This is a genomic window from Vagococcus sp. QWL-13 (genome assembly GCF_058683555.1).
Window position 1 is genome coordinate 623,671 of record NZ_CM178746.1, and the last position, 13,195, is coordinate 636,865.

Consider the following 13,195-nt stretch of genomic DNA (forward strand, 5'->3'; position numbering starts at 1 on the left):
ATGACAACTATTGAGAAAGCTTTAAAAATGCATGAGGAACACCAAGGGAAAATCAGCGTGGAAAGCAAAGTAGCGGTCACAAACAGGGAGGAGCTAGCGTTAGCGTACACACCGGGAGTGGCAGAGCCGTGCAGACGTATTGAAAAAAATCCCGAGGACAGCTATCGTTACACAAGCCGCGGGAATTTAGTGGGAGTGGTGACGGACGGCAGTGCGGTACTGGGGTTGGGAAATATCGGACCTTTGGCTTCCATGCCGGTGATGGAAGGCAAATCATTATTATTCAAACAGTTTGGGAAAATCGATGCCTTTCCTGTAGCTTTAGCGGAGCAAGATCCTGACAAATTAGTTGAGATCATCACGTCTCTTGCGCCAACCTTTGGGGGGATCAATCTGGAAGATATTTCTGCACCGAAATGTTTCGAAATTGAAAAAAGATTGCAGGAAACTTTAGATATTCCCGTGTTTCATGATGACCAACATGGAACAGCCATAGTTGTGGCAGCGGCCCTAATCAATAGTTTAAAGTTAGTGGACAAAAAAATTGACGAGATTAAAGTCGTCCTGAATGGTCCGGGAGCGGCAGGGACAGCGATTATTTATTTATTATTGCATCTGGGAGTTACTGACATCATCGCCTGCGACAGTAAGGGTTTGATTTATGAAGGCAGGGAAGGTTTAGCGGGAACGTATAAAGAAGACTTGGCCCGAAAAACCAATCAAAAGAAAATCAAAGGGAATCTGTCTGATGCTATAAAAGAGGCAGATGTGTTTGTGGGTGTCTCTATTGCAGGGGCCTTGACGACAGAAATGATTAAGACGATGAAAAAAGATCCAATCGTGTTTGCCATGGCTAACCCTGTTCCTGAAATCATGCCTGATGAAGCAGCTCAAGCAGGTGTGAAAGTCATGGGTACAGGACGTTCTGATTTTCCAAATCAAATCAATAATGTTTTGGCTTTTCCGGGGATTTTTAGAGGAGCATTTGATGCTGGGGCTAAGAAAATCAATGCAGAAATGAAAGAGGCAGCCGTTTATGCCATTGCCGGCTTAATCGGCGAGGATGAGCTTGCTCCAGAATACGTGATTCCTGACGTGTTTGACCAACGGATTTGTCTGACTGTTGCTGAAAAAGTTGCAGAAGCCGCCCGTAAAAGCGGTGCTGTTTATTAATCAATCGGAGATAAATTCAGCTTTTCGTTTTCGGATTAAAATGTGTTGACTATCATAAAAATATAAAAAGGAGTATCAAACATGGCCTATCGGATAGAACGGGACTCACTTGGCGAAGTAAAAGTTGACGCTTCAAAATTTTGGGGTGCACAAACGGAGCGCAGTAAATTTTATTTTGATATTGGTGCAGACAAAATGCCCATAGAGGTGATTTATGCGCTCGTGCAAATAAAAAAAGCCGCAGCGTATGTGAATTGTCAGATGGGCAAGTTGTCAGAAGACGCCAAAACTGGGATCGTGTCCGTCTGCGATGAAATATTGAGGGGAGAATGGGACGAGCAGTTTCCGCTCAAAGTCTATCAGACCGGCAGCGGCACTCAAAGCAACATGAATACTAATGAAGTCATTGCCAACTTAGCCAATCAAAGAGGCACCGATATCCACCCCAACGACCATGTCAACATGTCGCAAAGTTCCAATGATACTTTCCCCACTGCCATGCATATCGCTGCTTATAAAGCGGTGAGACTTGAATTGATACCTGAACTGAAAAAGTGGATAGCCTTGTTTAAGGAGATGGAGAAAAAATATAAAAAAACTATCAAAATCGGACGCACTCATCTGCAAGATGCTACACCTTTGACTTTTGGACAGGAAGTCAGTGGTTGGCGTGCAATGATTGAAAAATCTTTGACGTTCATCGATGAAAGCAGCCAAAGTTTGCGTTATTTAACTATCGGAGGGACCGCAGTGGGGACCGGGTTAAATGCACCTGAAAATTTTGACTCGGCCATGGTGGACCAACTTAGTAAGCTGACAGGATTAAATTTTATTGTTGAAAAAAATAAATATTACGGACTGACTAGTCATTCGGCCTTGTCCTACACCCATGGGGCATTGAGGGCACTCGCGGGGGATGCGATGAAAATTGCCAACGATGTCCGCTGGCTTGCAAGCGGCCCAAGAGCTGGGCTGGAAGAAATCAGCCTGCCTGAAAATGAACCCGGCAGTTCTATCATGCCGGGAAAAATCAATCCGACCCAGGCGGAGGCTTTGACGATGGTGGCCGTCCAAGTCATGGGAAACGACACAACAATACAAGTAGCCGGCAGTCAAGGGAATTTTGAATTGAATGTGTTTAAACCAGTGATTATTCACAACTTTTTGCAGTCCGCCAAGTTATTGACGGAAGCCATGGAGTCTTTTAGAACTCACTGTCTGGCAGGGGTAAAAGTCAATCGTGCCATCATGGCTGAAGGTGTCAAAAAATCATTGATGCTGGTAACAGCGTTGAGTCCCCACATTGGATACGACAAAAGTGCCAAAGTGGCAAAATTTGCCTATGAAAATAATTTGACATTAAAAGAAGGGGTGCTGCGCTTGGGTTATGCTACAGAGGAAGAATATGATCAGTGGGTCATCCCTGAAAAAATGGTGTAAGCAATAGAAAATGATGCTCTTGAATTTTCTGTATTATAGAAGCTACCGAGTATTCTTTCTCAAATAATGCTTCGGTCAGTTTTAGAAGGAGTGATAATAAATGGGTGATAGGGAAAGGCAAAGAAAATTTAATGAAAGTTCAAATATCAGAAAAAGCGAATTTGACAGACATAATACGAACATGACAAGACAAACTAATCCTATCGGCAAAGGACAAAATTTTTTACCCACCAACCCCAAAACGAAAAAGACAAGGTCAGGGGAATTGCTGTTCCAAGTGCTTAGTGGTATTTTAGGCATTGCTTGCTTTCTGCTTGTAAATTATTTTGCGGAAAAGCTTCTGCCATTTCAATTTTATTCCAGTTTAGTTTTTCTTTTTATTAATCTGAGTGTATCTTCTGCCATTGCCTACGCTTGTTTTAAGTTTTTCAAAAAAAAGTTTAAGCTATAAAAACAATCAGCTAATATCATTTGCAGGTACTTTTATGATTCTTTCAACAGAATGATAATAAGTATCTGCAGATGATTTTTTATTTACTGACTTATAATATTTTTGAAAATTATCACTGCATATTTTTGTTTAAAGATGAATGTAACTTTAAATTTTCTTGACAAGTGTTATATACTGTTATACACTGTTTGTGAAGGAGGGGAGAGATGAAAATTATTATTAATAATTCGCTGATGATCCCTATCTATGAACAAGTTGTTGAACAAATAAAAAATGAAATCATCGAAGGTCGTATCAGTGAAGGGGAAGCTCTTCCTTCGGTTAGAAGTTTAGCAAAAGAATTACGTATCAGTGCTTTGACGGTCAAAAAAGCCTATGATTTCTTGGAACAGGAAGGGTTTATTTCGACCGTTCACGGCAAAGGCAGCTACGTTAATCAGTTAAATGTCACTGTTCTTGAAGAAGAGCAAAAAAAAGAAATCGAAGAAGCGTTGGATATTTTGATCAAGCGTGCCAGACTTGCAGGATTGTCTGATGAGGAACTGGAAGTATTATTTAAGATGTTATTGGAGGGATGAACATGATAGGGATGAAGCAAGCTAAAAAAAGATACGGCGATTTTCAATTAAATTGCAGCCTTGACGTGCCGGCGGGTTATATTACCGGGATAATCGGCAGCAACGGATCTGGGAAAAGTACCACATTCAAATTACTTCTAGGTTTGATTTCTGCTGAAGGCGGTGAAATAAATATTTTTGGAAAAAAACCCAGCGAATTAGGTATCAAGGATAGAGAAAAAATAGGGGTAGTCATGACAGATACTGGTTTCAGCGATTATCTATGTGTCAAAGAGATCCGGCAGATTTTAAAATCATTGTATCCTGACTTTGATGAAGCCCTGTTTGACTCGCTATGTCTCAAGCTTGACCTTCCTGAACAGAAAAAAATTTTAGAATTTTCCTCTGGGATGAAAGCTAAGTTAAAAACGATCGTGGCAGTCACCCATAATGCGAAACTGCTGATACTTGACGAGGTGACCACAGGGTTGGATGTAATCGTAAGAAATGAAATTTTAGATTTGTTGAGAGAATACATGGAAAAAGATGAAAAACGCAGTATTTTAATTAGCTCTCATATCTCATCAGACTTGGAAAGTTTATGTGACGATATTTACATGATTAAAGATGGGGAAATAGTTTTCCATGAAGAAGTGGATAAACTACTGGGGCAATATGCAGTGTTGAAGTTAAGCGAGGAACAGTATGCTCAGCTAGATAAAAGCTACATCGTATTTCGTAAAAAAGAGTCTTATGGATACTTGTGTCTCACTGATCAAAAGCAATATTATCTGGATAACTATCCGGAAATTGTCATCGAAAAATCGACAATTGATGAACTTATGATTGTTGTCAATCGGGGGGAAGAATCATGACAGGTTTATTGAAAAAAGATTTGTTTGTTTTAAAATCACAAAGAGTTTCCGTCACCATCGGCCTTTTTATGGTGCTTTCTCTGGTGATGGGAAATGAAGAACCTATTTTGGGAGTTTTTGCAATAGCTTTCTTAGCCTCGACATTAGGAGTTTCCACGATTGCTTATGATGAGTTCAATAACAGTAACACGTTTTTATTTACTCTGCCCATCACTCGTACATTATATACGGTGGAGAAATACGCATTCAGCTTTTTATTTTGTTCTGCTATGACTCTTCTCGCCAGTGTCCTGCTGTTTTTGCTGTATGGGCAAAGGATTTTAGCTTCCGGCTTGTCCTCGTGGCTGCTGATGATTATCGCTGCCATATTTATCTCATTGGTTGTTCCGGCGTTGCTGATTCCCATCAATTTGAAGTTCGGCAGCGAGAGAGGACGGATGGTGATGATCATATTATTTGTCCTTATCGGTGTGTTGTCCCCTAATTTCGCAAAACTAATATCACGAGAACAAATGATTGCATTAATCGATTTTTTTGAGCGATTGGCACCGGTGCAGCTCCTGCTGTTGATAATAGGGCTTGTTTTAGGCTTGACGACGATTTCCGCTTTGATCAGCAAAAGAATCGTAGCCAAAAAGGAATTTTAAAAAGAAATGTTGGCAGGTTATGAGAAAATTCAAAAATCTGGTTGGGGGATTGTTTGTTACCTTTTGATAAAACCCAAAATTATTTTATATTTTTGCGTCTTTTTGTCGGACGGAGACTGAGTTTTTTATGAAATATATGGTAACTAGGGAATGAATGTCTCCCGCAGTTTTCACTGAAACCGCAATTTTGTTAATGACTTCCATCACTTTTTTAGTGTGTAGAAGTCATTATTTTTTTCAAATAAGTATGAATTATTCAGGAGTGTATGATTATGGAAAATTTACAAACAGGGAATCGTTCGTATGATTGCAGCAGACTTTCTTGGGATTGACAAAGTATTTTTTCTAGTGTAGTATATTCACGTGAAGGGAATGAAGTTCTCCCTTGGTTAAGACCTAAACCGCTGACAAGGCTGATGACTTCTGCGAAAATATCGCAGGCGCATTGGCTTTTTTTATTGCTTGCGAAAAAGGAGAGAATGATATGTTGTTTTCATTTGCACTGATATTTTTGATTGGGATGATATTTGGAGAGGTTTTTGATTTCCTTAAACTGCCTAAGTTACTTGGAATGCTTCTTGCGGGTATTCTTTTGGGCCCGCATATGCTGAATGTGATTGACTCGACTGTTTTAAATATTTCTACAGATTTAAGACAGGTTGCTTTGATTATTATACTTGTCAGGGCAGGATTGAATCTCGATATAAATGATTTGAAAAAAATAGGGAGGCCTGCGATACTGATGTGCTTTGTTCCTGCCTGTTTTGAAATTTTCGGCATGTTGATTTTGGGGCCTGCTTTTTTGGGTCTCAGTTTGCTGGAGGCTGCTATCATGGGGACAGTTGTTGCGGCGGTTTCCCCTGCAGTCATCGTCCCTCAGATGCTTAAACTTTTAGAAGAAGGTTATGGCACGGAAAAAGGAATTCCGCAAATGATTATGGCTGGAGCTTCCGTAGATGATGTTTTTGTGATTGTTCTTTTTACCGCATTTACAGGATTGGCACAACGGGGAAGTATGACCTTGACAGATTTTTTAGTGATTCCTACTGCGATTATTTTTGGTCTGTCAGGTGGCGCCCTTGCAGGATGGCTGCTGTCATTTTTATTTTCTAAATATCAGATTAGCAACATGGGGAAAATAATTATTATCTTGTCGTGTTCATTTTTATTTATCACATTGGAGCAGTCGGTACCAAGTATGATTGGTTTTTCGGGATTGCTGGCTGTCATGGCACTTGGTGTATTAATCCGCCGAAAACAATATCATTTATCCCGACATCTTTCAAAACAATTTTCTGACTTATGGCAGGGGGCGGAAATACTCCTTTTTGTTTTGGTTGGTGCATCTGTCAGTATTAATTATCTGGCAGACGGAGGTATTTTATCAGTACTGCTGATAGCAGGTGTCATGTTATTCCGACTGGTGGGCGTGTTTGTAAGTCTGCTCAAAACAAAGTTGAATGCCAAAGAACGGGTATTTTCAGCTTTTGCCTATATGCCAAAAGCAACAGTTCAAGCTGCCATCGGCGGACTTCCTTTGGCCATGGGCCTGACTGCGGGAGAAAGCATTTTAACAATAGCTGTTTTATCTATTATCATCACTGCTCCTATTGGTGCTTTGCTAATGGAGCATTTTCATAAAAAATTACTTGTGAAAGAAGAAAAGGTTGATGATTTTTTAACAGAGAGTCAATTGGAAAAAGTTTAAGTGAGTAATATTAGACCGCAGTATGATGAGAATCTCTGAATTTCTAATATTATAGGGAATAATATGACATCGGAGGTTTGGGGATATGAGGGATCAGAGAGCGGCACCAAACTCAGTCAGGCAGTTAATTTCTAAAATCTTATTTTTCCTCTCTTTGAAAGTCCTGCGTATTTTAAACTCTGCTACATCGAAATAACTTCTAAAGAACTGTCATTTGGAAAGACAGAAAAGCATGACCGAATTTTTCGGTCATGCTAATTTTTATGAGAAATATATTTTGAGACGAACAAGGTTACAGTAAAAACACTTTGTCTTTGCACGCCTTCAGTGTTTCATCGTCCCACAGAGAAACCTGTACTTCACCAATATGTGCTTTTCCTAACAGCAGCATACACATCCGGCTTTGACCGATTCCGCCACCGATTGTCAGTGGCAAGACATTGTTTGCCACTTGCTGGTGAAAATCAAACTTCATCCGGTCTTCCGCCCCCGCTTTTTTCAGTTGTTCTAAAAGGGAGGTGTCATCAACCCTGATGCCCATACTGGACAGTTCCATCGCACATTGGAGCGTATCGTGCCAGAAGAGCAAGTCTCCATTCAATGCCCAGTCATCATAGTCGGGCGCTCTGTGGTCATGGGGCTGTCCACTTTTAAGTTTATCGCCGATTTGCAAAATAAATGTGGTGGGATGCTCTTTTACATAGGCATGCTCCCGCTCTTTAGGCGTTAACTCAGGGTACAAATCTTCCAGTTCCTGACTGGTAATAAAAGAAACGCTCGTATCAATAGAGACATTGACGTTTGGATATTTTGTCCTCAAGCGGCTGGCAGTTTCAGCAATGGCATTCACCAGACTTTGCACAACTTTTTTCAAATAATCCATCGTCCGTTGTTCTTTTAAAATCACCCGTTCCCAGTCCCACTGGTCCACATAAATCGAATGGAGATTGTCGGGGACTTCATCTCTGCGGATAGCATTCATGTCCGCGTATAATCCATTTCCTGGATGAAAATCGTATTGTTTCAGTGCGACCCGTTTCCATTTTGCCAGCGAGTGCACGACTTCTCCGTCATCATTAAGCGACGGCACATCAAATCGGACGGGGCGTTCCACACCGCTCAAATTATCGTTTAAACCTGACTGCCCATTTACAAAAAGCGGGGCAGAGACTCTTTTAAGTTTCAAACTGCCAGTCATGGCTTCCTCAAAACAACGTTTAATAAAGCCGATAGCTGTTTGTGTTTCATAGACATTTAAAATAGATTGATAGTTTTTTGGGATTATCGTCTTGCTGATACGTCATACACCTCATTCTAATCATTTTCTAATTTAGTGTACCACAAAATTGAAAATAAACTAGCCTATTTTTGATTTTATTGTGGAAATTTTCTGCAAAATAAGATGAATTTTTGACTGGGCTTTTTACAGATTGAACTGGGAAAAAAGCGGGGAATTATTTATAATATTTTTATTACTTCAAATTAGCATAGAAAGGAAGTTTGTCGTTGACTTTTACAAAAAAAGATAACCAGCGATTCTATAATCCGTTGCGTAGAGCAGTTTTGAATTACGGAATGATCGCTCCGAATGATAAAATCGCTGTGGGTATGTCGGGGGGAAAAGACAGTACGATGCTGTTTTATTTGCTGGATACAATAAAAAAACAGCGACGATGGGGATTTGACTTTGAATTGCATCCTATTTTTCTTGATATGGGCATGGGGGTGGATGTTCAGCCTCTGGTCGATTTTTGCCGTTCCCTTTCTTATGAACTGGATGTGGTCCCTACCAATATTGCTTCAATAGTCTTTGATATTCGTCAGGAGAACAATCCCTGTTCTTTGTGTGCTAATTTACGCAGAGGTTATTTATATGAAAGAGCAAGGGCTGTTGGCTGTCAAAAAGTGGCATTAGGCCATCATCTTGATGATGCGATTGAAACCTACTTTATGAATTTTCTTTTCCACGGGAAATTGTCCAGCTTCGAACCTATGACTTATTTGGACCGGGCCAAAGTCACGGTTATTCGTCCTCTCCTTTACATGGAAGAAAAAGATATCTTGTCGCTAGTCAAACGTGAAAATCTGCCAGTGATTTTTAATCCCTGTCCGGCAGACAAACAGACAAAAAGAGAAGAAATGAAACAGCTCGTTAACCAGCTTGGAAAAGAATATAAAGACATTCGTCAAAAGTTTGTTAAAGGCATGGAGAACGGTATGGAAAAAGATTTTTGGAAAGTGAAGAAGGCAGAATGCTAAGACGTTCAAGACACCTTTTTAAAGAAATGATTGTTACTGAGTTTTACTGCCGCTAAAATTAAAGAAATTATTATAGGAATCTTCAACAAGAATTCTTGAAAACTCACTGATGGGAACTAATCGAACATATTGAGGTTAATTTGAAATTTTCAACGATACCAAAGAGCTGATCGTTGGATTTTGTTTACTTTTTTGAATATGCGGAAATTTAAAACCAGATGAAAGCTAACCAGGTTTATAGAGCTTTACCCTTGAATAAATTTGTGTATGGGCAGGGAAAAGTAAAGCAAAGGACATTATATAACCGAACATCATCCAAAAAAATCGATTATTCGTGAAGATTAAAAAATCAAGAAGTGTCAACATAGTTCATACAGTATAGAATTGTAAAAGAACAAACAATATTGTATGTAAATATTATCTGCGTACGCATTTGTTTGCTGACTAAATTAAAGGATATCAAACAAAATATTACTAAAATGGATGTTAAAATCCACTTGTTTTTTGATTTCAATCCATTATCTTCGTGAGCTGCAGTTTGCGAATGAACATTATTTCTTGCTTTATTTTAAATTGCACAATAAAATGAGACAACTTATGTTTTTAATTTGAGAATATTACAGTTTGTGAAAAAAAATGATTTAATAACTAGTATAAAGGTGGAAAACTAAGAAATCATTGGTATAGCGGATTTCAAATAACATATAGAATTGAAAGATTTTTTTCATAGTTTATAAAAAAGGGATTGACTTTTGCAAAAACATTTTATACAATGAAACCACTATCATTCATGTGACTAGTTAGACTAGGCATGGAAATAAGTTTATGCAGAGAGCATATTCTATTTCCGTGCCTAGTTTTATATTTTGGGGAGAATTTATTAAATGAGGATAATAAAAGTTTTTAATCAAAATGCTGTCTTGGTCAAGGATCAAGGAGAAGATAAAATTGTGACCGGCAAAGGAATTGGTTTTTCAAGAAAGAAAAATGAGATTGTGCCAGCACATATGGTGGAACGGATATACGTTCAAAACGAAAATAAAGAAAAGATGCATCATTTGCTTGAGTATATACAGCCAGAATATTTTATTGCGTCTGAGGAGATTATTTCAGAAGCAGAATTGGTGCTGAAAACTCAGTTCAATGATCATATCCACTTGCTTTTGGCTGACCACATTGCGTTTGCTGTGGAACGTTTGAGAGATGGGATCGTGATGAAAAATAAATTGCTGACGGAAATTCAAGTGATGTATCCAAAAGAATTTTCAATAGCTGAATGGTCAATTAATTTTTTGAGAGAAAAATTTCATCTTGATTTTCCACTAGATGAAGCAGGATATATCGCGATTCACTTTCATAGTGCCAATCTTGGAAAAACTTCGAGAGATAAAAGCCTGCGAGAAATCACCATTGTGTCCAGAATGGTAGAGTTGATCAGTCAAGGCCTAGACATCGATTTTTCCCAGATGCAGAACAGCTTGGATTACTCTCGGCTGGTTTTGCACTTACGTTATGTTGTGGAGCGGGTTTATGAAAGTAAACTTCACACGATGGACGAAGAGGTTTTAGAAATTCTTAAAATCAAATACAAGAACAGCTTTGAGCTTGCTAAGGAAGTAATTAGTCAAGTGGCAAAGGATTATTATCTGGTGATACCTGAGCAGGAAGTAGGTTATATCACCTTACATATCGAACGTTTGAGTTCTCAAGTGAGAAAACGAATGGAAAAGTGAGTCTTCTGCGTAAAAATTTTGGTGTCGTAATTTATCCGGAAAGTTGCGGCTGAAATTTGGAGGCATTGACTATATATTATTTTATATGATAAAGGAGGTAAGTAGCTTATGAAAGTTTACTTACAAAGAATGGGTAAATCTTTGATGCTACCAGTGGCAACTTTACCAGTTGCCGCATTATTTATGGGGATTGGATATTGGATTGACCCAAGTGGTTGGGGCGGCAATAATTTATTAGCAGCTTTTTTAATCAAAGCTGGGAGTTCTATTTTAGATAATTTAGGTATTTTATTTGCAGTTGGTTTAGCTATAGGGATGTCAAAAGATAAAGATGGCGCATCTGCTTTAAGCGGATTGGTAGCTTTTCTAGTGCCGATGACATTATTGAATATAGATGCTGTTGCGATGTTTTTAAAGATTCCAGCAGAAGAAGTTAACGTGGCTTTTGGCGCAATCAACAACAAGAACGTCTTTATTGGGATTTTGGCTGGATTGATTGCAGCTGAAATGTACAATCGTTTTAGTCATGTAACGTTACCGACGGCATTGGCTTTTTTCAGCGGGAAACGTTTAGTACCAATTGTGACTGCAGCAATGATGTTGGTCCTTTCTGCAGGTCTGATGTTTGTCTGGCCGCCAGTTTATTCAGCACTAGTATCATTTGGTGAATTGATTTCTAGTATGGGAGCAGTTGGAGCAGGTTTGTATGGTTTCTTCAACCGTTTGTTGATTCCGACAGGATTGCATCACGCATTGAACAATGTATTCTGGTTTAACTTGGTTGGTATTGACGATATTGGTAAATTTTGGGCAAGTGAAGGTGTGAAAGGTGTCACTGGAATGTATCAAGCTGGCTTCTTCCCAGTGATGATGTTTGGTTTGCCAGCAGGAGCTCTTGCGATTTATCAGAAAGCTCGACCTGAAAAGAAAAAAACAACAGCTTCATTGATGATTGCAGCCGCTGTCGCTTCTTTCTTCACAGGAGTAACTGAACCTTTAGAATTTGCATTTATGTTTGTTGCATGGCCTTTATATGTTCTCCACGCAGTTTTAACTGGTGTGTCAATGTTAGTTGCGTCTTTATTCCATTGGACAGCTGGATTTAACTTTAGTGCAGGTCTGATCGACTTTATTTTAAGCTTACGTGTGCCAATTGCTAACCAACCTTATATGCTATTGTTGTTTGGCTTAGTAATGGCAGCGGTATATTATTTGTCTTTCACATTTGCAATCGAAAAATTCAACTTGATGACACCTGGTCGCGAAGAAGATACGCTGGAGGACATCGTGGAAGAAGTATCGGCAAGCGGTAATCATTTTGAAGTGATGGCAGCTAAAATTTTCGAAGGTTTAGGTGGAGTTGAAAACATCGAATCAATTGATAATTGTACCACACGTTTACGCTTGGTATTGAAAGATACGAATCTAGTTAATGCAGGTAAAATTAAATCAGCAAATGTTCCTGGTGTGAAAAAAATCGATGGACAAAACTATCAAGTAATTGTTGGAACTGAAGTTCAGTTTGTTGCAGATGAATTGAAAAAGTTGAATAAATAAAAATTTCTTCTTGATAGTTTTTAACTGTGTCGTTTAAAGACGAAAGACCGTTACAATGGAGGGTGTTGCATGTTTAAAAAAAACAGAAAAAAGAAAGAAGTATCAATTTTTCATACAGTAGCTCAAGGAAAATTAATGCCAATTGACGCTGTAGGGGATGGTGTTTTTTCAGAAAAGTTACTAGGTGATGGTTACGCAGTAAAACCGGAAAATGGCGATGTTTTTGCGCCAATTGGAGGGAAGGTAGTAAGTGTTTTTCCAACAAAGCATGCGATTACGCTTGAAACATCGGCGGGGTTGGAAGTCTTGATCCATATGGGAATCGACACGGTAGCTTTAAAGGGGAAACCTTTTGAGATATTTGTTTCAGAAGGGGAAGAGATAACATTCGAAACGAAAATGGCAACGATGGATTTAGCTAAACTGGAAGAAACTGACACAGTTTCAACTATCATAGTTGTGATTACAAATATGGATAAAGTTGCGGAGATCTCGAAAGTTCCAACAAAATCGGTGAGTGCTAGAGAAGAAGCTTGTTCTGTAAAGATTGCCTAAAGCAGCTAAGAGTGAAATTATTGTATAAGTGATTGTTTGTCACTCACCTTATTGTGTAGCAAAGCGTTTGAAAGTAAGGCTAAAAAAGATAATTAATCTGTTAGACAAGACTGGGATAATCTGAAAAATTATGATGTGTCACCACAAAAGAAAGTTTTGAAATGGAAAAACAGATGGATGATTTGTCTTTTAAGTCAAGTACATAGGAATAATTTTGATATGTAAATAGCTGATGAAACC

10 protein-coding genes, 1 pseudogene and 1 riboswitch are annotated in these 13,195 nt (G+C 38.8%); of the genes and pseudogenes, 10 read left to right on the plus strand and 1 reads right to left on the minus strand.

From position 1 onward, the window contains the following. The 7 genes from AC4PHI_RS02995 to AC4PHI_RS03025 all read left to right on the plus strand — a co-directional run bounded on the left by AC4PHI_RS02995 (position 1) and on the right by AC4PHI_RS03025 (position 6,851). Positions 1 to 1,173: an NAD(P)-dependent malic enzyme gene (locus AC4PHI_RS02995; protein WP_492200842.1), complete on the plus strand. Its 1,173-nt coding sequence runs from the start codon at positions 1 to 3 to the stop codon at positions 1,171 to 1,173. Between the two features lie 81 nt (positions 1,174 to 1,254). Then, entirely contained in the window at positions 1,255 to 2,613 is a 1,359-nt protein-coding gene (gene fumC / locus AC4PHI_RS03000; RefSeq protein ID WP_492200843.1) for a class II fumarate hydratase, read from the plus strand. Between the two features lie 100 nt (positions 2,614 to 2,713). Continuing rightward, complete coding sequence (locus AC4PHI_RS03005; protein ID WP_492200844.1) at positions 2,714 to 3,064, plus strand: hypothetical protein; 351 nt, start codon at positions 2,714 to 2,716, stop codon at positions 3,062 to 3,064. Positions 3,065 to 3,270: 206 nt separating this feature from the next. Then, positions 3,271 to 3,642, plus strand: a complete 372-nt coding sequence (locus AC4PHI_RS03010) for a GntR family transcriptional regulator (protein WP_492200845.1) — start codon at positions 3,271 to 3,273, stop codon at positions 3,640 to 3,642. A 2-nt stretch (positions 3,643 to 3,644) separates the two neighbouring features. Next, entirely contained in the window at positions 3,645 to 4,496 is an 852-nt protein-coding gene (locus tag AC4PHI_RS03015) for an ATP-binding cassette domain-containing protein (protein ID WP_492200846.1), read from the plus strand. Continuing rightward, entirely contained in the window at positions 4,493 to 5,143 is a 651-nt protein-coding gene (locus AC4PHI_RS03020) for an ABC-2 transporter permease (RefSeq protein ID WP_492200847.1), read from the plus strand. The genes AC4PHI_RS03015 and AC4PHI_RS03020 overlap by 4 nt, the downstream gene beginning before the upstream one ends. Positions 5,144 to 5,502: 359 nt before the next feature. Beyond that, positions 5,503 to 5,576: riboswitch (Fluoride riboswitch) on the plus strand. 51 nt (positions 5,577 to 5,627) lie between these two features. After that, positions 5,628 to 6,851 carry a cation:proton antiporter gene (locus AC4PHI_RS03025; protein WP_492200848.1) on the plus strand — a complete coding sequence of 408 codons (1,224 nt, stop codon included), beginning with the start codon at positions 5,628 to 5,630 and terminating at the stop codon, positions 6,849 to 6,851. A 292-nt stretch (positions 6,852 to 7,143) separates the two neighbouring features. Here AC4PHI_RS03025 and asnA read toward each other — a convergent pair whose 3' ends face one another. Beyond that, the gene (asnA, locus tag AC4PHI_RS03030; RefSeq protein WP_492201526.1) at positions 7,144 to 8,148 is read right to left on the minus strand and encodes an aspartate--ammonia ligase; all 1,005 of its coding nucleotides are present in this window, start codon (positions 8,146 to 8,148) and stop codon (positions 7,144 to 7,146) included. 209 nt (positions 8,149 to 8,357) lie between these two features. Here asnA and AC4PHI_RS03035 point away from each other — a divergent pair, with 209 nt between their 5' ends. From AC4PHI_RS03035 to nagE, 3 genes and pseudogenes are all read left to right on the plus strand, one after another. Next, the gene (locus tag AC4PHI_RS03035; RefSeq protein ID WP_492200849.1) at positions 8,358 to 9,110 is read left to right on the plus strand and encodes a tRNA lysidine(34) synthetase; all 753 of its coding nucleotides are present in this window, start codon (positions 8,358 to 8,360) and stop codon (positions 9,108 to 9,110) included. A gap of 884 nt (positions 9,111 to 9,994) precedes the next feature. Continuing rightward, positions 9,995 to 10,843, plus strand: a complete 849-nt coding sequence (locus AC4PHI_RS03040) for a PRD domain-containing protein (RefSeq protein WP_492200850.1) — start codon at positions 9,995 to 9,997, stop codon at positions 10,841 to 10,843. Positions 10,844 to 10,951: 108 nt separating this feature from the next. After that, positions 10,952 to 12,955: pseudogene (gene nagE / locus AC4PHI_RS03045) on the plus strand (N-acetylglucosamine-specific PTS transporter subunit IIBC). Positions 12,956 to 13,195: the final 240 nt, after the last annotated feature.

Bases quoted from the DNA above. Each gene is read 5' to 3' on its own strand.
- AC4PHI_RS02995 (WP_492200842.1), top strand. From the start codon at position 1: ATGACAACTATTGAGAAAGCTTTAAAAATGCATGAGGAACACCAAGGG.
- fumC (WP_492200843.1), top strand. From the start codon at position 1,255: ATGGCCTATCGGATAGAACGGGACTCACTTGGCGAAGTAAAAGTTGAC.
- AC4PHI_RS03005 (WP_492200844.1), top strand. From the start codon at position 2,714: ATGGGTGATAGGGAAAGGCAAAGAAAATTTAATGAAAGTTCAAATATC.
- AC4PHI_RS03010 (WP_492200845.1), top strand. From the start codon at position 3,271: ATGAAAATTATTATTAATAATTCGCTGATGATCCCTATCTATGAACAA.
- AC4PHI_RS03015 (WP_492200846.1), top strand. From the start codon at position 3,645: ATGATAGGGATGAAGCAAGCTAAAAAAAGATACGGCGATTTTCAATTA.
- AC4PHI_RS03020 (WP_492200847.1), top strand. From the start codon at position 4,493: ATGACAGGTTTATTGAAAAAAGATTTGTTTGTTTTAAAATCACAAAGA.
- AC4PHI_RS03025 (WP_492200848.1), top strand. From the start codon at position 5,628: ATGTTGTTTTCATTTGCACTGATATTTTTGATTGGGATGATATTTGGA.
- AC4PHI_RS03040 (WP_492200850.1), top strand. From the start codon at position 9,995: ATGAGGATAATAAAAGTTTTTAATCAAAATGCTGTCTTGGTCAAGGAT.